Below are 21,719 nucleotides of genomic sequence, written 5' to 3' on the forward strand. Positions count from 1 at the left end.
TAGTCAAATTAAAAGCGGAACCCGTTACCATCCTCACAGCGTTTTTGCACCAGGTTATCTACAACACTCCAAGAATATCCTCGATAAACCCGACTACGCGAGTTACAGTTGTATCGGCCTATATGAGAGAATTTTGTCAACAACTTCCTCAAGCGACATATCTTCGTATTCCTTTTGAAAGATATAATCCATCGCATAAGGATCAGCCACATTTCTATTCAAAATTTCGATATCATTTTCAGCCTCCTCGTCGGAGGCATAATTTGACTCCCTCATCCGCCCAATTAAAACAATTAATTCATCCCTATTCATCACTTAACCTCTCAATAATGGTACGAAGGGTCCAGCACTTCAGCGTGATATCGAGGCGTTACGATACGCAAATTATCCATATCATAGACACCCCCACCATGCTGAATCGGTTCTATATGATGAAGCACATACGAGGTGTTCTTACCCACTCCCTGAGTAACCGATGCCTTCGGAGCCAATCCATTTGTCATTCTCGATACGTTGGATTTCGAGAACTGACTACTCAGATCGGGGTCCATTGAGACTTCCTTCCAAAATTCTGATCTGAAATGGTCAAAATCTCTAAAAGAGCGTCCCTTCATCTTTTTTGCAATCGACTCCGGAAAGGCACCGGCATTCCCATGGGTACCGCGTAGCCATCTTCCAGGAGTCACTTTATGCCCAGCTCCTGTCGCCTCACCCGGCCCGCACCTCAAGCCCCACGGGTCAATCCAGCTTACCGGGTTCGGCGCGTACATGTGGAGATTGATGCCGCCAGCAAGTCCAATGGGATCATGCGTGATGAATCGCCCGATGTCCGGATCGTAGAACCGGAAGGTGTTGTAATGCAGCCCGGTCTCGCGGTCCAGATACTGCCCCTGGAAGCGCAAGTTCTGCGGTCGTGGTGCATGTGTCGATGTCGGCGCGGCCACCGACACTTGACCCCAGGAGGGTGTCGATCTCTGCGGCCCCCGCGCAACCCACTCCTCCTGCACCGCATTGCCCCACACCTTGTAGCGCGTCTGCCAAACCAGCTCGCCACCGGCGTCAGTCAGTTCCTCCGGCAACCCAGAAACATCGTTGTGGAAGTAGTAAACCGCGTCCCGTACATCCGCATCATTAGCGGCCGCCTTCCCTTGATCAATCCGGGCAAGCGGCACATAACTATTCGACTCGTACAAATACGTCAGCGCTTCCTCGCCCTGACGGTCGTGATACGTCTCCTGCACCAACCGCATGCCGTCCCACAGGAAATCCGTACTCGCGTAACTGCCATTGAGCTTCCGGATCCGTCGGCCGAACGCGTCGTACTCGAAATGCGTCGTCGCGATCCCGAGCCGGTCCTTCGTCACGACCGTCTTGAGCTGGTTCCAATCGTCGTATTCAAGCGTGAGCTCTTTTGCCGGCCCATGTCCGCTCAGCTTGCGAACGAGTCGCCCATACGCGTCGTACTCGAAGCGCTTGTCCTCGAACATCTTGAGCCGGTTGTGCTCGACGTAGCCGCCTGGGTGATCGCTCGATACCAGGTTGGCCGCCGCATCCCAGCGAAACACTTCCGACGGCAGTCCCGGCCCCGCCGCCTGTTCGATGCGCCCTGTGGGGTCATACCGATAGCACGTCGTGCCGTAACGCTGATCGCGCTTCTCGATCACGTCGCCTGCAGCATCGTATTGCCACTGCTTCGCAAGCAACTCGCCGCCCGCCGTACCTCGCTGCGCAGTTTGCCGCGCACGGCGCCCCACCGCGTCATACCCGAAGTGGCTCGTCAGCTTGCCCTGCGTCCGTAGCACCTCGCGATGCAGATCGTCGCGTTCGATGTCCGCAACCGCAGCACCGTCGAAACGAATCTGGTGCACATGCCCTGAGCCGTAATGCAGCCAATCGATCGTGCGTTCGCCGGAAATCGTGGTGCTGACACGATTGCCAAGCTCGTCGTAGGTGTGCGCGAGCCAGCCGGTTGGCGTGTATTCCTCGACGACTTCTCCACGCGCGTCGTATTTCAGACTAACCCGATTCTTCAGCGATGGCCCGCGCGCGGCGAGCGCATACAACTCGGCCGACGTGATCCGGCCAGCCTTGTCATACAGGTACTCACAACGCTCATGTGGAGCCTGCTTCGCCGTCAGCCGCCCGATCGCGTCGCGCTCGTATCGCGTCTCGATCTGCCCATCGCGTACGATCGTGCCTTGGCCGCACACGTCGTACTCGTACGTACGCTTGTGGCCATCGAGACCGATCTGTGCGGAAACGAGATCGCGACGGTCGTACTGAAAGCGATACGTCTCACGGTTCTCGTTGGTGAGGCTCGCCAACCGGAACGCGTCGTCATAGCCGAACCGCACGACACGATCAGCCGCATCCGTGCGCGCCAGCAGCAATCCACGCGCATTGAGTTCGTAACGCGTACTGCGCTGATTTGCATCGACGACCTCAACGAGACGCCCCGCCGCGTCATACCGAAACGTCTGATGCGCACCGTCAGCCGTCCCGATCCCCGTGACCCGCCCCATCGCATCCGTTTCATACACGGTAGCCTGCCCGGCCGCATCGGTCACCCGCGCGAGCGCACCGCGTGCGTCATACGCAAACCGCGTGACCTTGCCGGAACAATCGGTATACGACGTCAACTGCGCCCGGCCATTCCATTCGAGGAACTTGTAGCCGCCACGCGCGTCGCGAATCGTATGCACGAGCCCGCGCTCGTCGCGGTAATACTCGGTCGCGAACCCCGCCGGATCGCGCGTCATCGTCAGGTTGCCGCGATCGTCGTAGCGGTAGATCCACCGCGCGTTGGCCGGATCAGTTTCGGCAACAGGCAGATCGTAGTGCCCGTTCCATTCGGTGCGCTCGACCTGGCCGAGCGCATCGATGCGCTGCGTCTGCCGCCCGCGCTCGTCATATTCGAAGCGCGTCGCGTTCCCGGCCGGATCGGTCGTACTGACCAGCTGCCGCATCCCGTTCCATTCGAGCCGCCACACGTTGCCTTCGGCATCCGTGTGACTCGTCGGCTGCTGATCCTCGTTCCACGTCCATTGCGTCACGCGCCCGATCTGGTCGGTGATCGTCACCGAACGCTGCGCGAGGTCCGCATCGAACGTGTACGCTTCGCCGTCGTCGGTCCAGTGGCGCACGACACGCGCGTCGCGGCCAACACCGTGCCACGCATAGAAACACGTCAAACCACCGCGCAGCGTGTGCTTGACCATCAGCCCATGCTCGTAGACGAAGCGTCGTCCGATGTGACCACTGCGATCGGTCACGGCCACGAGCTCGCCGGCGTCGTTGTACGCATAACGCACCAGCGTGTCCGGTTGCTCACCGTCCACGCCACGCGTCAGTTCGATCGTGGCAATGCGTCGAGGATGACGTTTCTCATAACCCAGCGTCAGCACGCGCCCCGCGCTGTCACGCAACCGCACCGGCCGCACAACCTGATCTGCCGATTCCTGCTCGACCTCGATCCAGTTGCCGTTGCGATCCTCAAGCCGCCACAGCTTGAGCGTCTCGCTGTCCGCATCGCTGCGCGCGCGGCCGAAATCGCGATACAAACCATCGACCGCTTCGACCACATAGTGCCCACCGGCGGTACAAATCAGGTAAATGCCTTCAGGCACGCTGAAATGACTCTCACCCGGCGGCACAGGTGGAAACTCGATATCGCGCCCCTGCTCGTCCCAGTACGTGATCGACGTGACTTCACCCTGCTCGCGCGCAATCCGCAGCTCGACGCTGATCGGCACGCTCCATCCCGTCCCGAACAGGCTGTCGGCACGATCGTCGTGGCTGCTGTAAAAACGCCGCCACACGATCGGCAGCGGTCCGGGCAATGCGAAGTCGGTGTCGTCCGTGCCATCGAGAACCTTGCCGCCAGTAATGACGTTGACCGGGTGACCTGCTGACGGCCTGGCGAGGCGACCGAGCCACGTCCCGAATGCACCGGCTGCAAAATTCATCGCGATACACGGCGCCTTGCTCTTCAGGAACTGCCCCCAGCTCATCTTGCCGCGGCCGCAGACCGCCAGCGCAATCCCGAGCGCCGCACCCAGCCATCCGAGCCGCGTAGCCGACTTCACGTCCCGCACCCGCTGCGTGCCGCCGCCGATGAAGACGTTGTCGGAACCTTCGGCAATCGTCCCGTCACACGTCGTCTTGTCGCCAACGCGCGCAGCCGGTTGATCGTTGATATAAACGCTCCCCGACCCGTCGGCAATCATCTGCGGCCCGGGATGGTCCGTACACGCGACGGTATCGAGATCGCCCGGCTTGGCCGCCCGCGCCGCCGGCTTGTCGTTGACGTAGACGTTCCCCGAACCGCTCGCGATCTTGCCCTTGATCTCGGGCGGCGCGATCGCATCGGCCAGCGCCTTCGCGCCGTCGTCGATCGCTTCGTTCATGCCGCTCGCTTCCATCAGCGCACCCGAGCCGACCGCCACACCGACACCGATCGCGATCACGAGCGGCGTCGCCAACCCCGCCGTGCCGATTTCAAGCGCGGCCAGGCCGACGAACACCAGCCCCTCCATCGCCTCGGCCACGAGTGCGCCGACGACAGCGCCGCCGACCACCGATCCGACCGTGCCGACAAGCTCGCCCCAGAACGACGTGTGTTGGATCGGGTCTTCGAAGCGAGCGGCCGCGAAGTGTTCCGCGCTCACAACGCGTCACCCGGCCCGAGCAGGGTCGGTCGCGCCGCGCGCGGCTGGAAACTGGCGAGCATCCGGTCGGCGATCGCCTGCTGCTCGTCGGTCAGCGGCACCGCGCTGGTCAATGTCATCACGAGGACGCGACCGGCGTCGTCCGACGGGAACATGGTCTGCATTTGATGCCACAGCCGGCCGTCGCGTTCGTGCGTGGAATCGATCTGAATACCTGCCCGCCCGCCGACCGTAACCGGCCGGCGTGCCTTCTCGGTGAGCATCCGTGCGTCGCGCGACGCCACTTCCCATTCGCGCGCAACGAACGCGTCGAGATTCTCGCCGTCGCGAAACCGCCCTCGGGCGATCACGAGGTTGAGGCCGCCGGGGCCGACGTTCATCATCAGGATGTTGACAGTACGATCGAGCGCCGCGTCGGGCAGCTCGAAGGTGCCTTCGTGGATTGCGTAGTGCATGGCTGGTGTTCTTCGAGTTATTTGTTGAGATCGATGCGCTTGCCGTTGACCATCACGCCGTCGTCGGTCATCAGGATCACGGAGCCGTTGTGCTCCAGGCGAATACCTTCCGGCGCGAGCGAGATCGAGCTGTTCTGCACCTTCAGCAGGATGCCGCGCTCGGCCATGTAGACCTGCGTGCCGCCGCCACCATCCTTGGCCGGCGTCGTGACCTCGACGGTGGTGGCCGTAGTGCTGCGTTTCTCGGCGATCGTCTCGGTCAGATTGCCCTGCGGAATCTGCTTTTCTTCGCTGCCCGTCGCCACGAGCACGGTACGCATCGGCCCCAGCACCTTGTGCGTCTCGTTGTTCTCGACGACGGTGTTCATGTCCTTCTGCGCGTGCATGAAGAATTCCTGCATGCCGTTCGTGTCGGTCATGCGGATCTCGTTCGACCCCTGCCCCTTATGCGTCTGGCTCTTGATCCCCATCGTCTGGCCGGCCGCACCGTGATACGGGTTACCCTGCTCGCCGTTGAACACGCGGCCGACGATCACCGGGTTATCCGGATCGCCCTGATTGAACGCCACCAGCACTTCCTGCTTGATCCGCGGAATCGCAGCCGCGCCCCAGCCGTCACCCGCCCACGGTTGCGACACGCGCACCCACATCGAATCGGAGCCGTCCTTCTTGCCGCGCCGGTCCCACGGAAAATGCACCTTCACCGCACTGCCGTTCGTATAGATTTCCTCGCCCTTCGGCCCGACGACGATCGCCGACTGCGTGCCGTGAATCACCGGCTTCGGCGTCGCGCGCGGCGCACGGTACGGAATCTTCTTCGGCAGCAGCGCAAAGCTGTTGCGGTACGGCAGCTTCGCGCTGTGCTGCGTATAGTCGTTCACGGCCTCGTGACGCACGTGCAGGATCACGTACTCCTGGTTGTTTTCGAGGACGGGGTGGTTCGCGACGGTCACGGCGCCCGCCGTGGTCATGCGCCACGCGTAGCCGCCGCCCGTATAGCGATGGGCTTGCGCCTCCTCAGCCTCCATCGCGAAACGCGCGTAGCGGTGGCCGTCGTCGCCGTGGTCGTACAGCGACTGATGCTCGAACCGCTCGGTCGCATCGAGCCGTGCGTGCTTGAGGTTCTGCGGCCCGGCCTCCACCAGCATCAGCGGCGACGACGGATTCTGGTGATTGAAGTCGCGAAACGTGACCTTGCCGACGCCGAAGCGCCGGCCTTCGTGCAACTGGTCGATGCCGCTGTCCTCGCTGGCCTGGGTCGCGGCGAACGGCACGGTGGCGAGCCCGTCGATCGGGCGGAACAGCAGGTTCGTGTCGCCGATCACGAGAAAGTGCTTGTCCTTCTCATAGCGGTGCGTCCAGACGAGCCCCTCCTGCTCCATCAGCCGCGCGCAGAAATTGTAGTAGCTCTCCTGGTACATCACGACGTACTCGAGCGGCTTCTGGCTCGTCCGGATGTCGAACACGAAATCGGAAAAACCGTGTTCCTGGAAGATCTCGGTGAGGATGTCCTGCACGGTCTTGTTCTGGAAGATCCGGCAGTCGGTCGAGCGAGTCAGGAACCAGAACCACGGCACGGCCGTCAGGTGGTATTGCGTGACGTTCCCGGGGTTGCCGGCCCGGTCGAACGACGCGACGTAGCCATCGAAGTAGCGGTCGCCCTCGACGGTATCCGCTGCCACGACGCGCTCGAGCGTCGACAGGCGCGCCTGCTGATCGAAGCGGATCTTGACCTGCTGGCCGATCAGGTCGTCGGGGCGCAAGTCGTGGCGATGCGACAGCAGGTCGAGGTGGATTTCCGGCAACCGGTTCACGTGCTCGTCGACGACGGCCGCGCTGACCAGCAGCACATCGGGGCCGAGTGGCGTATCGAGCGTCACGTAGCGGTTGAGCTGAGTCAGGCGCGCGGGGTTGGCGGCGCCGTTGATCGCTTCGGCGATGGCGCCGGGCGTCTTCTCCATCAGCGAAAAACCGGTCTGCGCGAGTTGCATCGCGCGCTGGACGGTGTCGACGTGCCCGGCCAGCCCCGCGAGCGGCCCGAGGCTGCCGGCTACGCTCGACGCAACCGGACCGGCGAGGCCGCCGAGCGCGCTCAACGAGCCGAGCGCACTGCCGCCCAAGCCACTGGGAATACCCCCGTTCGGAGCGAAACTCATTCTTGTTCCTTTCTTTTGATCTCAGGTTCCATGGACCGGCTCGCCGGCCCGAAGCCTCGATAATGTAGGGTAAAACCTGACCGGTTGAAAGATGCCGCAAACGTTTTCGTTCGAGCCCTGAAAATCGGAAAACTAGACCAGCGGCTGGACGCCGGGACGCGGCGCCCCGCGTCGAAGCAGCGCGCCGGTAGCAGCCGAAAACAGCACGACCTGCACGAAACTGGTGACAGGTACGTATGGCGCGAAAAACCGGTCCATTACGTGCGCAAATCCGTTCAGGCTGAACGCGGCGAAACGCTGTTCATCCACGACCAGCCGCACCTCCAGCCCCTGCACGAAAGCCGATGCCGGCTTGCCGGGCAGCCAGCGCCGCACGCGCGCGGTAGACAACGACACGAGCGCATCGAAGCGCCGGCCGGCGTCGACGGCGTCCTCCGCCCAGTATGCGCAAAGCCGCCTGAGCTGGATCAGGCCGCCCTTGTCCAGCCGGATCGCCTGCGGCACGAGGAGCGACAGCAGATCCCACAGCTCCCCGTAGCGGAAAGCGGGCGGCCGGCTCGACGTCGGCCGGTTCAGCAGCACGACCGTTCCCGCCGGATCGCCCGCGGGCAATGCCAGTTCGCGCTCCCGCATTCCAGACAGATCGCCCTGGGTGCAGGACAGCCGGATCTCCAGCTTGCGACGGCCGGGATCGGCAGGCCGTCCGTCCCGGTCAACCAGTTCCAGTTCGACGCCGCGGAGCGACTCCGCGGCGTCGGACGGATCCGGCGGCGCGGTCGTCTCCGTCTCCTTGGACCGGGGATCGACAGGTTCCCTGGGTGCCCGCCTTGCCTCGTCGCGCAACACCGTCCAGAACAACCCGGTATGCGTATCCGTGCCATGCCGTAGCGACCGAAACGGTGCCAGCGTCGACGTTCCCGCGTCGGACACCTGACGAACGGTGTCGATCGACCAGATAGCCGTGCGCGGCGCTCCCGCCTGCGCGAGCGCCCTCACCGCATAGTGGGCGCAACCGGCGCGCGTCTCGATCGGCTGGGCGTCGTCCGGAAACAGGTTGACGACCGGCGTACAAAACAGCCGGACGTGGTCGGCCGTGGCGGCGGCCAGGCGCTGGGCGCGGTGCGAATCCGGATGCACGCCCGCGATCGCGAGGTGGAGCGCGACGCGACGGCCGCCGCCGGCGATTCGCTTGATCGCCCGCATGTCCAGGTCGACAAAGTCGAAACGCTCCGGCACCGCGCAATACGCCCTCAGCAGGTGGAACGGCCAGAGGGCATCGTCCGGCCGCACGTCGAGCAGCGCATCGGCAGGCTCGAAGCCGACAGCCGTGAATGTCGCGTCCGGCAAGCGCTTCCAGCGCGTTGAGTTGCCTGCTTCGGCGAAGCTTCGGTTGCCGAGAAGCAACACGGCATCGGCGAGCGCCGCGACGATTTCCCGCGCACCGGTGAAATGCAGGCGCACGGTGTCCGGCACGACGGCGAACGTCGCATTCGGCGTAGTGAGCTCGAACGTGAAGGTCAGCAAACCGGTCGTTTCCGGAGGCAACGTGACATCGCGCGGCGCGATCGACGATGTCGTGTAACGCACCGACGACACCGTCAATGGAACGATCGCGATGTCGTCCGCGATGCGGAATACTTCCTTGCCGACGGGCGCGATCAGCCGATCGCCGCGTGGCACGACGCGCGGTGCAGTCAGTTCGCTGCTGCGGTCGCCACGAAATTGCGCCACCGCGCACGACGGAAACGGACGCAGAAAAACGCCGTGCAGCGTATCGAGAAAACCGTGCGTAAACGCAGGCACGTCATCGTCGAGACGGATGTCGTGACACGCCGCCATCAACGCGAACGACTGCAACAGGCGTTCGACGTGCGGATCGTCCGAATGCTCGCCGGTGATCGCCAGCCGAGCGGCTATTTTGGGAAAGCGTTGAGCAAACACCTGCATCGAACGGCGCAGCAGCGTCATCTCGCGTTCGAAGTGCGGCAACAGATCCTTGGGTTCGATGACCATACGCGTTCCGTCCGTCGCTGCATGTGCGGATGACGATGCAGCGTTAAAAAAGGCGGAACGATTTTATTGGGATGACCGATTATTTCATTCTCAGCGAATTGAAAATCGCGATTCCGGGATGACGAATTCAGTGGATGACCGTCCGAAATGCCGCGAACATCAAGGCTCGCCGCTTGCAAACGATCGCTCGGACACTTTTACCTCAATGATGGCAAACCGTTACAACAGACGGCACAGTGTGCTTGTCGGCACGGCTACCCGCGCGCGCCGCGCCGCGTCGCCTCACCGCGGCGAAACCACGATTGCCGCCCTTCGATTCTGCGCGCGCCCCGCCGGCGTCTTGTTATCCCCTACCGGATCCACCTTCCCTTTCCCGACGATCGCGATCTGCTTCGCGTCGAGCCCGACGTCAACCAGTTCGATCGCCACGACTTCCGCCCGTCGCCTCGACAACTCGAGATCGTATTTCTCCGTCCCGTCATCATCCGAGTAGCCATAGACCCGCACGCCATTGATCCCTGCCGACCGCAACGTGCGCCCGATCCGTTCGACGATCCGCCGCACATCCGGCTTCAGGTTGTACCGGTCGAAATTGAACAGGATCGGCCCGGTCGACCCGAACTCGAACCCCTGTCCAGTCTCCTGGAACCCGGCCGACTTCAGCGCCGTGACCTGAGTCTGCGTCAGCCCGCGATGAAGCGGCGGCGTCTTGCAGCCCCCCAGCAGCATGCACAGCAGCAACGCGCTTCCAACGCACAGCCGCTCCATGCTCACAGGAAACGAGTGGTTCATTTCGCATCCCCTTCGAGTGCGCAATTGTTGGGCGCACTTCTTGTAAATCGCTGCCGCGGCCTCGCCCGCAGCGCGAGACGTTAACCCTCAAGCCGACCGGACAACGCCCTCCGCCAACTGCCACGAACCCGGCCGCGCGCGCTTGGCGCGGTACATCGCGGCATCCGCGGCCCGCAGCAAGCCGCTCGCGTCCGATGCGTGATCGGGATACAGCGCAACGCCGGCACTCATCATGGTGGCCACCACGCGGCCGTCGGACAACTCGATCGACGGCGCCATGCCGGACAAGATCTCGTCGGCGATCCGGCACACGCTGTCCGCTTCGGGCACCGTCGCCAGCATCACCGCAAATTCGTCGCCGCCCAGGCGCGCGACGAGATCGGTCTCACGCACCTGCTTGCGCAGCCGTGACGCAATGCCGATCAGCACCGCGTCGCCTGCGTCGTGGCCGAGGCAATCGTTGATCTCCTTGAAACGATCGCAATCGAGATACAGGATCGCGACCCGCTGCCCGGTCAACGTGGCATCGCAAAGCGCGAGCGCGAGGCGCGACTCGAACTGCACGCGGTTGGGCAGCCCCGTGAGCGCATCGTGCGTCGCCTTGTGTTCGAGCGACGCGTTCTCGTCGCGCAACGTGTTCTGCCAGTCTTCGAGTTCGTCGAGCAGCGCGTTGAAGTCGTCGCCGAGCTGATTCAATTCGGCAATCGCCGCCGGCTCGACACGCCGCGCGAACGCCCGCTCGCGCCGCACCGCGTGCGCCACGCCAGCCAGCGCGCGCAGCGGCGACACGATGCTGCGCAAGAGCCGCTTCGAGCTGACATACGCGCCGAGCACGCTGACGACCAGGCAGCCAAGAATGCCGCCGACACCACCCAGCAGGAAGCCGAAGAACTGATGTCCGCGCCCCCGCACGACGACGTGTCCGACGACGATGCCGTCGTGCATCACCGGGACGGTCACCGGCCCGGGCAGCGCGACGTCGGCGACCGCGCGTTCGAGCCGCGCGATCTCGCTTCCGGCAGGCAACTGCCAAGTTGCAAACAGTTGCCCCTTGCTGTCCGTGACGACCACCTGCGCGACGTCCTCGTCGCTCGCGATCAACCCGATCGCCTCGTTCGCCGCGACACGGTCGCCGAACACGAGCGCCGCCTCGACCGTATAGCCGAGCGAGCGCGCGAGCAGGTTCAGGTTGTTGCCCGCATACGCACGCAACGCGATCACCGCGACGACGATCAACGACACGGCCGCCATCGTCACCGCGACGAACGCGAGGCGCAAATGCGCGCGACGCAACACGCTTTGCAGCGTCGGGCGCGACATGCGCGAAGCGGAAACGGGGAGCGCGGACCGTGTCATGGCGTCACCGGCCGTCGCGCGAGGTTGAGCACGTTCGGGTGCACACGCACGCCGCTGCGCGCGACGGCGTCGAGATTGATGTCGAACGACACGCGATCGCCGTCGACATTCAGGCAGAACATGCCGCCCGCGGTGCAGGACGGATCGTGTTCCGCAATCGTCAGCACCGGATGGCCGGCCACCGCGGTCCTCACCCGCGTGCGTTCGTCGTTGTTCAGCGTGCCGAAGTAGACGATGTCGCACGCCATGCCGAGCGCAGGATCGTCGGGACTCACGCGCTGCACGTCGACCAGCGTCGAGCCGGCTTCCAGCGTGTCCGTCAGGCCGCGCGCGTAGTCGGGCCGGCCCGTGACGCACAGATGCAGGTGAACGGGCGTGGCCGGCCAGCGCGTGAAGCTGATGATGCCGAGCACGACCTGGCGCACGGTCGCGTCGTGTGAAGAAACAGGAGGATTCGCGGGGCTTGCGGCGGCGGCGATCTGCACGATGTCGACCGGATCGTCCGGATTGGCGGGCGCACCGGCAAGCACGGCGGAAGCCGCACCCAGAGCGCAAACGATTGCGAACAACGCGTGACGCAGCGAAGCGGTTCGACCGAGACGGCCGCACACCGTGCGTGCGGCGATGGCCGCCGCGGCCGCTGGCGTCGCTGCAGTCGCGAGACTGACAGCCGGCGCGCACACTTTCGCATCCATGATGGCAACTTCCGCTGGCGTCGCTCCGCCGTTGCCGCCTGCCTCCCTCCATGCGCGTGCAGGCACTGAATTACGCGCACGATTTCTTCATCTTAGGTAAAAATTCGGATGACAAAGCAGTGGGAAACACCCGATAAAACATCGGGATGTATGCGGCTCGATTCAGCGGTACGACGATGCGGGCGAATGCGTTGGCCGACGTCGATCCGGTGTCGACGCCGGTAAATTGATCAGCGGATTGGATGTCCGTCCGCGACAAACATCATACGTTCCCCGCGCGCTACGCGATCGCCGGCAGATCGAACGGCGTACGCCCTGCGCCTCGCGATCGTGTTCAGCGATGCGACCGCGATATGCACGTGCATTTATCGCTCGTCGGCCCCTTCGACGAAGATATCGAACCACGCGTTCATCACGGCCCACAATTCCGCGCGCTCAAGTTCGGTCGGACGCGCGTGCCACCATATCCACCCGCTCGCGTCGCCGTTGCGCAAGTCGACACACTGGTAATCACCGCCGCCGTTATGAAACATGGTTCGAACGAAATCGGGACACACGTCGAGCTTGCGCATCTCGCCGGGTGTCAGATCGAGCTTGTCGGTCAACGAGGTCTGCTCGCCAAGCGGTTCCGGAATCGTCGCGCAAGGGCCACCTGCGAAGGAATGGCCGCGCGCCGCCTCTTGGTCCCCCGCACCACCGCGAGTATGCTTGCAGTTCGAACGATCTCCAACCAGGGCGCGCGCACCGTACCGCGGGCGAGCGCACCGCCAACCGTCATTCAACACTCATGGATTTCGACGTCATCGTTCTCGGCGCCGGCATCGTCGGCGTCTCCGCCGCGCTGCACCTGCAGGATCGCGGACGCAAGGTCGCCCTCGTCGATCGCGGCGCGCCCGGCGAAGGCACGAGCTTCGGCAACGCGGGGCTGATCGAGCGCTCGTCGGTCGAGCCGTATCCGTTCCCGCGCAGCCCATTCACGCTGATGCGCTATGCGCTGAACCGCTCGACCGATCTCTACTGGCACAGCGCGTCGCTGCCCGCGTTCGCGCCGTGGCTCGCGCGGTTCTGGTGGGAATCGGCACCGCTGCGTCATGCGGCCGCTTCACGCGACATGCTGCCGCTGATCGAGCGCTGCATCGTCGAGCACGACGCGCTGATCGCACGGGCCGGCGCCGGCGAGCTGATCCGCGCGAACGGCTGGCTGGAAGCGTTCCGCACGCCGGCCGCGTTCGAACGCGGCGTGGCCGAGGCCGGCCTCACCGCGCGCCGCCACGGGCTCGGCATCACGCCGCTCGACGCAGCCGCGCTGCTCGCGCACGAGCCGAGCCTCGCGCCCGGCTTCTGCGGCGCGCTGCACTGGCTCGATCCGAAGAGCGTCGTCGATCCTTCCGCGCTCGTCAAAGCGTATGCGCAGCTGTTCGTGCAAGGCGGCGGGACGCTGCTCACCGGCGACGCCGCGAGCCTCGACGCACTGTCGCCCGGCTGGCAGGTTCACACCCAGGATGGCCCGGCCGCCGCACCGGCCGTCGTCGTCGCGCTCGGCCCGTGGTCGGACACGGTGTTCGGCAAGTTCGGCTACAAGATCCCGCTGCGCGAGAAACGCGGCTATCACATGCACTACGCGCCGTCCGCGCGCGGCGTGCCGTCGGCGCCGATCGTCGATCGGGAATACGGTTACGTGATCGCGCCGATGCGGCGCGGGCTGCGGCTGACAACGGGTGTCGAGATCGCACGGCGCCGCGTGCCGCCGACCGGCGTGCAGCTCGAGCGCGCGGAACGCATCGCACGGCCGGTGTTCGGCTTCGGCGAGCGGCTCGACCCGCATCCGTGGCTCGGCTTCCGGCCATGCACGCCGGACATGCGCCCGGTGATCGGCCCCGCGCCCGCCCATCGCGGGCTGTGGTTCTCGTTCGGGCACAACCACCACGGGCTGACGCTCGGCCCCGTCACCGGCCGGCTGCTGGCCGAGATGATGACGGGCGAGGCACCGTTCACCGATCCGGCGCCGTATCGCGCGGACCGATTCTGACCGGTGGTGCGTCGACGCGCGCTCAGTCGAGCGCGCGACCGAAAATCCGGATGACCTCGTCGAGATGCTCGGCCATCGCGCGGCGCGCGGCTTCGGAATCGCGCGCACGGATCGCGTCGAGGATCGCGCGGTGTTCCCGTTCCGACCGGTGCGGCATGTCGTTCGGCATGTACAGCGACTGCAGCCGCTGGAACATCAGGTCGTACTTGTGCGCGAGCAACTGCTTGATCATCAGCGCGTAAGCGGCGTTGTCGCTCGCTTCCGCGATACGGATATGGAACAGCCGGTCGCCCGGGTGCGTGAGCGAGCCGCTGCGGTTGTCATCCTGGTTGCGCAGGAACGCTTCGTGAATCCCTTCGATCTGCGCGTCCGAGCCGTGCTGCGCGGCCAGCGACGCGGCTTCCGGCTCGATCAGACGGCGCGCCTGCAACAACGCGAACGGCGGGATTTCGGTGTCGAGGTCGAGCGCGATGCCGAGTTCGGGATCGATCTCGACGATCGAGAACGGCGCGACTTTCGCATCGGGTTCGGGGGCAGGCTCGGGCACTGCAGCTGCCTCGGGATGGCGCACCTTCACGCCGTCGCCGACGCGCACGCTGACGAGCCCGCTCACTTCGAGCGCGATCAGCGCCTCGCGCACCGACGTGCGCGACACGCCGAACTGCTCGGCCAGTTCGCGCTCGGGCGGCAGATAGCTGCCCGGCGGAAAATCGCCGGACTCGATCATCGCACTGAGCTTGTCGGCGATCTGCTGGTAGAGGCGGCGGTTCTGAATCGGCTGGATGGACATACGTTGATGCTGGTAATCGGTTTCGTTCCGGACGGCCTGACGAATCGGGCAGGCCGTTCGCGCCTATTCTATATGCCGCGCTTCACATCGCCCGGCACCGCGTAGCAACGCGCGGCCGTACCGCCCCACAGCGCGCCGCGCTCGGCCGCCGACAACCGCGATTCGGCCCAGCGTTCGACGAGCGACGTCACTTCGTCGTACGACGCCGCGAGCAGGCACACGGGCCAGTCCGACCCGAACATCAGCCGCTGCGGGCCGAACGCGTCGAGCGCCGCGTCGAGGCATTGCTCGATGTGCCGAATGTCCTGCGCGCGCAGTCCACGCTGCCAGTCCGCTTCGGTCACGAACCCCGACAGCTTGCACACGACATGCGGTAGCGCACCCAGCTCGCGCAGCGACGCGCGCCAGCGCGCGAACGCCGTCTCGTCGCGCTCGAACGCCGAAAGCGCAGGCCTCCCGGCATGGTCGAGCACAAGCCAGTGCGCATCGTGCGTCGCGCAGAACGCGCGCACGTCCGGCAACTGGCGCTCGAACACGAGCACGTCGTACACGTATCCGTTCGCCTGCAGCCACGCAACGCCACGATTGAACCCGGGATTCGCGACGAACGCGCTGACGTCGGCTTCGTCCTGCACCTGATGACGGAAACCGCGCAGCTTCGGGCTGCCCCACTCGGCAACCCGGTCGGCAAGCGCCGGCGCACCGAGATCTTCCCAGCCGACCACCGCCGCGATACGGGCATCGTCGCGCGCGAGGTCGAGCAGGAACGCCGTCTCGTCGCGCCCGGCACGCGCCTGCACCGCGATCGACGCGCCGAGCGCCTGCGCATGCATCTGCGGCCACAGCGTGTCGGGCAGGTAGTCACGCGCGAGCACGCTCATCCCGGGGCCGATCCACGGATAGTCGGCCGCACGATAACGCCAGAAGTGCTGATGGGAATCGATGCGTACTGCGCCCATGGTGCCCTCGTGTTCGGTTGCCGCGGCGGCGGCGCGCGTCGCCGTCGCCGCCGCTCATGCGCAACGCTCAGTCGTACAACACCGCCGCGATCTTCGGATCGTCGATATTGGTCTTGTCGTACCAGTAGAAACCGGTATCGATGACCTTCGGCAGCTTCTCGCCCTTGGTCGCCTTCACGGCCGCCTCGACGGTCTTGTAGCCGATCCCGATCGGGTTCTGCGTGATCGCGCCGGCCATCAGCCCGCTGCGGATCGCGTCCTTCTGCTGCTTGCCGGAATCGTAGCCGACGATCACGACCTTGCGCTTCATCTCGCGCACGCCGTTGACCACACCGATCGCCGAGCCCTCGTTGGTGCCGAACAATCCCTTGAGCTTCGGATACGCCTGCAGGATCGATTTCGTCACCTCGGTCGATTTCAGCTGGTCGCCTTCACCGTACTGCACGGTCACGACCTGCACCTTCGGATGCGCCGATTTCATCCGCTCGAGGAAGCCGTCGCGGCGGTCGATGCCGGTGCGGCTCGTCTGGTCGTGCGCGACCACGGCCACCTCGCCTTCGTCGCCGATCAGCGCCGCGAGCTTGTCGGCGGCGAGCGCGGCAGCCGCCTTGTTGTTGGTCGCGGCCGTCGTCACCGGGATGTCGCTGTCGACGCCCGAGTCGAACGCGATCACCGGGATCTTCGCGGCCTGCGCCTTCTTCAGGAGCGGCAGCGCGGCCTTGCTGTCGAGCGCCGCGAAGCCGAGCGCGGCCGGCTTCTTCGCGATCGCGGCCGACAGCATGTCGATCTGCTTGTCGACCATCGCCTCGGTTTCGGGCCCTTCGAACGTCACCTTCACCTTGTAGTCCTTCGCGGCCTGCATCGCGCCCGATTTCACGGCCTGCCAGAACTGATGCTGGAAGCCTTTCGAGATCAGCGGGATATAGGCTTCCTGCGCCCGCGCGCCGGCCGTGAAGCCGACGGCGAACGTCAGCCCGACGATCGCGTTCAACACATTGCTCCTGATCACTTCGCGTCTCCTTGGTGGGTCTCTTCTGGATACCGGCCGGGCCGGCGGTGAAGCGGATGCCTGCGGGCAGGCGTGCGTCAGCGGCGGCGCCGGCGCAGGATGTCGACGTACACGGCGAGGATGATGATCACGCCCGTCACGACCGTCTGCCATTCCTGCGCGACCGACATGATGCGCAGGCCGTTGGTCAGCACGCTCATGATGAACGCGCCGATGATGGTGCCGACGATGCTGCCCGCGCCGCCCGACAACGACGTGCCGCCGATCACGACGGCCGCGATCGCATCGAGCTCGTAGCCCTGCCCGAGCGCCGGCTGCGCGGAATTCAGCCGCGACGCGATCAGCAGCCCGGCGATCCCGCACACGGCGCCGCTGAACGTGTAGACGGCGATCTTCCATGCGTCGACGTTCACGCCGGACAGCCGCAGCGCTTCCTCGTTGCTGCCGAGCGCGAACGTGTAGCGGCCGAAGATCGTGCGATTCAGCACGATCGACGCGCCGATCGCGACGAGGAACAGGATCAGCACCGCGTTCGGGATCGGCAGCGCGGGGATCAGGCTGCCGATCAGCGAATCCTGCGCGATCGACGTGAAGCCCGGCGTGTCGTTGAAGTAGATCGGCCGCGTGCCCGAGATCACGAGCGACAACCCCTTGAGCAGCATCATCATGCCGAGCGTCGCGATGAACGGCGGCACCTTCATCTTCGCGATCACGAAGCCCGACACGCAGCCCGACAGCGCGCCGAACAGCAGCGCGGCCAGGATCCCGAGCGGCAGCGGCATCCCCCACTTCGTCAGCACGACGCCGGCCATCACCGCGCAGAACGTCATCAGCGTGCCGACCGACAGGTCGATGCCCGACGTGATGATCACGTACGTGCAGGCGACGGCCAGCACGCCGTTCACGGCGGTGGCCTGCAGGATCGACACGAGGTTGTCGACTTCGAGGAAGTTCGGCGACGCGAAGCTGAAGAACACGATCAGCAGCACGAGGCTCGCGAACGCGAGCAGCTTCTGCCGTGCGGCCGGATTGAAGAAGCGCGACTTCAGGCTCGATGCGGCGGCCGGCGTGTCGCCGGAAGCCAGGGGCGGAACGGGATGCGTATCGTTGGACATGGTCAGCGTCTGAATCAGGACAATACGGTCGACTCGCGCTGCGTCGCGAGCTGCATGATCTTTTCCTGCGTGGCGTCGGCCGCGCGCAATTCGCCGGTCACGCGGCCTTCGCACATCACGAGAATCCGGTGGCTCATGCGCAGCACCTCGGGCAGCTCCGACGAGATCATCACGATCGCCTTGCCGTCGGCGGCGAGCGCGTCGAGCAGCTTGTAGATCTCGCTTTTCGCCCCGACGTCGATGCCGCGCGTCGGCTCGTCGAAGAACAGGATGTCGCAGTCGCGCAGCAGCCACTTCGCGATCACGATCTTCTGCTGGTTGCCGCCCGACAGCAGCCGCGCGGGCTGCGCGACCGACGGCGTGCGGATCGCGAGCTGCCGCACGTACGACTGCGCGGTATCGCGCATCTCGCGCGCATCGAGGAACACGCCGCGGCGCACGAAACGGCGCATGCTCGACAGCGCGATGTTGTTCTGCACGTCCATCCCGACCGCCAGCCCGAAATGCTTGCGATCCTCCGACAGGTAGCCGATCCCGTGCTTCACCGCATCGGCCGGCGTGCGGATCGTCACCGGCTTGCCGTGCACGCGGATTTCACCGGCGTCGACCGGGTCCGCGCCGAACACCGCGCGTGCAACTTCGGTGCGGCCCGCGCCCATCAACCCCGCGAAGCCGAGGATCTCGCCACGCCGCAGCGTGAAGCCGACATCGCGAATCGCACGGCCGCGCGACAGCCCGCGCACTTCGAGCGCAATCTCGTTCGCGGACGTATCGGGCGGCGTGCGGCTTTCCGTATCGAGCTGGCGGCCGACCATCATCGAAATGATCGACTCCATCGACGTGCCGACCATCGGCACGGTCGCGACATACTTGCCGTCGCGCATCACGGTCACGCGATCGGCGATCTGGCGCAGCTCGTCCATCTTGTGCGAGATGTAGACGATGCCGACGCCGTGCGCGCGCAGGTCGCGGATGATGCGAAACAGCTCGGCGATCTCCGCGTTGTTGAGCGCGGCGGTCGGCTCGTCCATGATCAGCGCGCGCGAGTCGAACGACAGCGCCTTCGCGATCTCGACCATCTGCTGCTTCGCGACCGTCAGCCGGCCGACCGGCGTGCGCGGGTCGAGGTCGAGCCGCATCCGCTGGAAGATCGCGGCGGCATCGCGATTCAGCTTGTCTTCGTCGACGAACACGCCGAGGCGGCCGCGCGGCTCGCGGCCGATGAAGATGTTCTGCGCGACGCTCAGGTGGTTCATCAGGTTCAGTTCCTGATGGATGATGCCAATGCCGAGCGCCTGTGCGGCGCGTGGATCGGCAATCTCCACCGCGCGGCCGTCCATCCGGATCTCGCCGCCGTCGCGCTGGTACACGCCGGCCAGGATCTTCATCAGCGTCGACTTGCCGGCGCCGTTTTCGCCCATCAGCGCATGCACTTCGCCGGCGCGCAGGTCGAAGCGGCAGTCGTCGAGCGCCTGCACGCCCGGGAAGCGCTTGCCGATGCCGGTCAATGCAATCAGCGGCGGCGTGGGGTTCGGGTCGAGGTCGGGTTGCATGGAGCGCGGCCCTCAGCTGATCGCACGGTCGAGATGCGTGTAGCCGCCATCGACGAACAGCCACTGGCCCGTCGTGTGCGATGCGCGCTCCGACAGCAGGAACACGGCCGTATCGGCAATCTCGTCGGCCGTCGTGAAGCGTCGGCCGAGCGGCACCTTGCCGGCAATTTCCGCGATCTTCGCTTGCGGATCGTCGAAACCGGCGATCCAGTTCTGATAGAGCGGCGTCATCACCTCGGCAGGGATCACCGCGTTCACGCGCACGCCGTCGTCGCGCAATGCGACGGCCCATTCGCGTGTCAGCGCGAGCTGTGCGCCTTTCGACGCGCAATAGCCGCTCGTGTTGCCCTGCCCCGTCACGGCCGTCTTCGACGAGATGTTGACGATGGCGCCGCGCGCCGCCTTCAGGTGCGGCACGCAGTAGTGCGCCATCACGTAGTAATGGATCAGGTTGCGTTCGAGCGACGCGACGAACGCGTCGCGCCCGGCATCGAGCCCGACGCTGTCGTTGATGCCCGCATTGTTGACGAGGCCGTCGAGGCGACCGAAACGCGCGACGGTCTGCGCGACTGCGTCGCGGCACTGCGCATCGTCCTGCAATTCGACGGAAACACAGGTGGCATTCGGCTGCTTCCGCACGAGTTCGCGCCAGAACGCGTCGTCGGGCGCGTGCCGCGCGAACACCACCGGTATCGCGCCTTCGCCGGCGAGCCGCATCGAGATCGCGGCGCCGATGCCCGACGCGCCGCCGGTCACGATCACGACCTTGTCTTGCAGATTCAAATCCACTTCGCGTCTCCGTCGTTCATGTTGTCGGCACGCACGCCCTGCTTCAGCCGCGGAACCGGTACTGCTCCAGCGATTCGGGCTTCATCTCGATCGAGAAGCCGGGCGCCGTCGGCGGCATGTACGCCGCGCCGCGCACGACGCACGGTTCGACGAAATGCTCGTGCAGGTGATCGACGTATTCGGTCACGCGCCCTTCCTTCGTGCCGGAAATGCATACGTAGTCGATCATCGACAGGTGCTGCACGTACTCGCACAGCCCGACGCCGCCCGCATGCGGACACACGGGCAGCCCGTACTTCGCGGCCATCAGCATCACCGCGAGAATCTCGTTCACGCCGCCGAGCCGGCACGCGTCGATCTGCACGACGTCGATCGCGCCGCGCGCGATGAACTGCTTGAACAGCACGCGGTTCTGGCACATCTCGCCGGTCGCGACCTGCACGGGCGCAATCGCCTTGCGGATCTTGCGATGCCCTTCGACGTCGTCGGGGCTCGTCGGCTCCTCGATGAACCACGGCCGCGCGAACGCGAGCTCGCGCACCCAGTCGATCGCCTCGTCGACTTCCCACACCTGGTTCGCGTCGATCATCAGCTTGCGGTCGGGGCCGATCACCTCGCGCGCGATCGTCACGCGGCGGATGTCGTCCTCGAGGTTCGCACCGACCTTCAGCTTCACGTATTCGAAGCCCTCTTCCACCGCCTCGCGGCACAGCCGGCGCAACTTGTCGTCGCTGTAGCCGAGCCAGCCGGCCGACGTCGTGTAGCACGGGTAGCCGTCGCGCTCGAGTGCGGCGATCCGCGTGGCCTTGCCGGGCGCCTGCCGGCGCAGCAGTTCGAGCGCTTCGTCCGGCGTCAGGCAATCGGTCAGGTAGCGGAAGTCGATCGCGCGCACCAGTTCCTCGGGGCTCATGTCGGCGACGAGCCGCCACAGCGGCTTGCCGACGGCCTTCGCCCACAGATCCCACACCGCGTTGACGACAGCGCCGGTCGCCAGGTGGATCGCGCCCTTGTCGGGGCCGATCCAGCGCAACTGGCTGTCCGACGTCACGTGCCGCCAGAAACGGCCCATGTCCTCGCGGATCCAGTCGAGGTCGAGGCCGACGACGAGGTGACGCATCGCGTCGATCGCCGCGCAGCAGATTTCGTTGCCGCGCCCGATGGTGAACGTGAGCCCGTGCCCTTCGAGCCCGTCGCGGTCGGTTTCGAGCACGACGTAGGCCGCCGAATAATCGGGGTCCGGATTCATCGCATCGGAGCCGTCGAGCTGGCGCGAGGTCGGGAAGCGCACGTCGAGGACGCGCATCGATCGAATGATAGGCATGACGAACCGTCCGTAAAAGG

The 21,719-nt window shown here is 65.2% G+C and carries 17 protein-coding genes; 1 reads left to right on the top strand and 16 read right to left on the bottom strand.

Features of this window, described 5'->3' with window-relative positions:
* Nucleotides 1-102: 102 nt before the first annotated feature.
* The 9 genes from DIE03_RS26035 to DIE03_RS26075 form a co-directional block, all read right to left on the bottom strand.
* A complete protein-coding gene (locus DIE03_RS26035) occupies nt 103-312 on the bottom strand; it encodes a hypothetical protein (protein ID WP_124455185.1) in 210 nt (69 codons plus the stop codon).
* Nucleotides 313-323: 11 nt separating this feature from the next.
* Nucleotides 324-4,667: an RHS repeat-associated core domain-containing protein gene (locus tag DIE03_RS26040; RefSeq protein WP_260434958.1), complete on the bottom strand. Its 4,344-nt coding sequence runs from the start codon at nt 4,665-4,667 to the stop codon at nt 324-326.
* Nucleotides 4,664-5,122 carry a DcrB-related protein gene (locus DIE03_RS26045; RefSeq protein WP_124455186.1) on the bottom strand — a complete coding sequence of 153 codons (459 nt, stop codon included), beginning with the start codon at nt 5,120-5,122 and terminating at the stop codon, nt 4,664-4,666. Before DIE03_RS26045 ends, DIE03_RS26040 begins: the two co-directional genes overlap by 4 nt.
* A gap of 17 nt (nt 5,123-5,139) precedes the next feature.
* Nucleotides 5,140-7,278 (bottom strand): type VI secretion system Vgr family protein, encoded by a 2,139-nt coding sequence (locus DIE03_RS26050; RefSeq protein WP_124455187.1) that lies wholly within the window; start codon nt 7,276-7,278, stop codon nt 5,140-5,142.
* A gap of 132 nt (nt 7,279-7,410) precedes the next feature.
* Nucleotides 7,411-9,291, bottom strand: coding sequence for a type VI secretion system baseplate subunit TssF (tssF, locus tag DIE03_RS26055; protein WP_124455188.1), 1,881 nt, complete (start codon nt 9,289-9,291; stop codon nt 7,411-7,413).
* 282 nt (nt 9,292-9,573) lie between these two features.
* Nucleotides 9,574-10,083: an OmpA family protein gene (locus DIE03_RS26060; protein WP_124455189.1), complete on the bottom strand. Its 510-nt coding sequence runs from the start codon at nt 10,081-10,083 to the stop codon at nt 9,574-9,576.
* A gap of 87 nt (nt 10,084-10,170) precedes the next feature.
* The gene (locus DIE03_RS26065; RefSeq protein ID WP_124455190.1) at nt 10,171-11,439 is read right to left on the bottom strand and encodes a diguanylate cyclase domain-containing protein; all 1,269 of its coding nucleotides are present in this window, start codon (nt 11,437-11,439) and stop codon (nt 10,171-10,173) included.
* Nucleotides 11,436-12,134: a YfiR family protein gene (locus DIE03_RS26070; RefSeq protein ID WP_124455191.1), complete on the bottom strand. Its 699-nt coding sequence runs from the start codon at nt 12,132-12,134 to the stop codon at nt 11,436-11,438. Before DIE03_RS26070 ends, DIE03_RS26065 begins: the two co-directional genes overlap by 4 nt.
* Before the next feature lie 365 nt (nt 12,135-12,499).
* Entirely contained in the window at nt 12,500-12,739 is a 240-nt protein-coding gene (locus tag DIE03_RS26075; RefSeq protein WP_124455192.1) for a hypothetical protein, read from the bottom strand.
* A gap of 182 nt (nt 12,740-12,921) precedes the next feature.
* Here DIE03_RS26075 and DIE03_RS26080 point away from each other — a divergent pair, with 182 nt between their 5' ends.
* A complete protein-coding gene (locus DIE03_RS26080; protein WP_124455193.1) occupies nt 12,922-14,163 on the top strand; it encodes an FAD-binding oxidoreductase in 1,242 nt (413 codons plus the stop codon).
* Between the two features lie 22 nt (nt 14,164-14,185).
* On the opposite strand, the gene DIE03_RS26085 is transcribed toward DIE03_RS26080, so the two are convergent.
* The 7 genes from DIE03_RS26085 to DIE03_RS26115 all read right to left on the bottom strand — a co-directional run bounded on the left by DIE03_RS26085 (nt 14,186) and on the right by DIE03_RS26115 (nt 21,699).
* Nucleotides 14,186-14,953, bottom strand: a complete 768-nt coding sequence (locus tag DIE03_RS26085) for a FadR/GntR family transcriptional regulator (RefSeq protein ID WP_124455194.1) — start codon at nt 14,951-14,953, stop codon at nt 14,186-14,188.
* A gap of 68 nt (nt 14,954-15,021) precedes the next feature.
* On the bottom strand, nt 15,022-15,912 hold the full coding sequence (locus DIE03_RS26090) for an amidohydrolase (RefSeq protein WP_124455195.1): 891 nt from the start codon (nt 15,910-15,912) through the stop codon (nt 15,022-15,024).
* 67 nt (nt 15,913-15,979) lie between these two features.
* Nucleotides 15,980-16,921, bottom strand: a complete 942-nt coding sequence (locus tag DIE03_RS26095; protein WP_124455196.1) for an ABC transporter substrate-binding protein — start codon at nt 16,919-16,921, stop codon at nt 15,980-15,982.
* Nucleotides 16,922-16,998: 77 nt separating this feature from the next.
* Complete coding sequence (locus tag DIE03_RS26100) at nt 16,999-18,036, bottom strand: ABC transporter permease (protein ID WP_124455197.1); 1,038 nt, start codon at nt 18,034-18,036, stop codon at nt 16,999-17,001.
* A gap of 14 nt (nt 18,037-18,050) precedes the next feature.
* The gene (locus DIE03_RS26105; protein WP_124455198.1) at nt 18,051-19,589 is read right to left on the bottom strand and encodes a sugar ABC transporter ATP-binding protein; all 1,539 of its coding nucleotides are present in this window, start codon (nt 19,587-19,589) and stop codon (nt 18,051-18,053) included.
* Nucleotides 19,590-19,601: 12 nt separating this feature from the next.
* Complete coding sequence (locus DIE03_RS26110) at nt 19,602-20,378, bottom strand: SDR family oxidoreductase (RefSeq protein WP_124455199.1); 777 nt, start codon at nt 20,376-20,378, stop codon at nt 19,602-19,604.
* Between the two features lie 43 nt (nt 20,379-20,421).
* Entirely contained in the window at nt 20,422-21,699 is a 1,278-nt protein-coding gene (locus tag DIE03_RS26115; RefSeq protein ID WP_124455200.1) for an L-fuconate dehydratase, read from the bottom strand.
* Nucleotides 21,700-21,719: the final 20 nt, after the last annotated feature.

Origin of the sequence: Burkholderia sp. Bp8992 (assembly GCF_003853705.1) — a bacterium.
Lineage (GTDB): Bacteria > Pseudomonadota > Gammaproteobacteria > Burkholderiales > Burkholderiaceae > Burkholderia.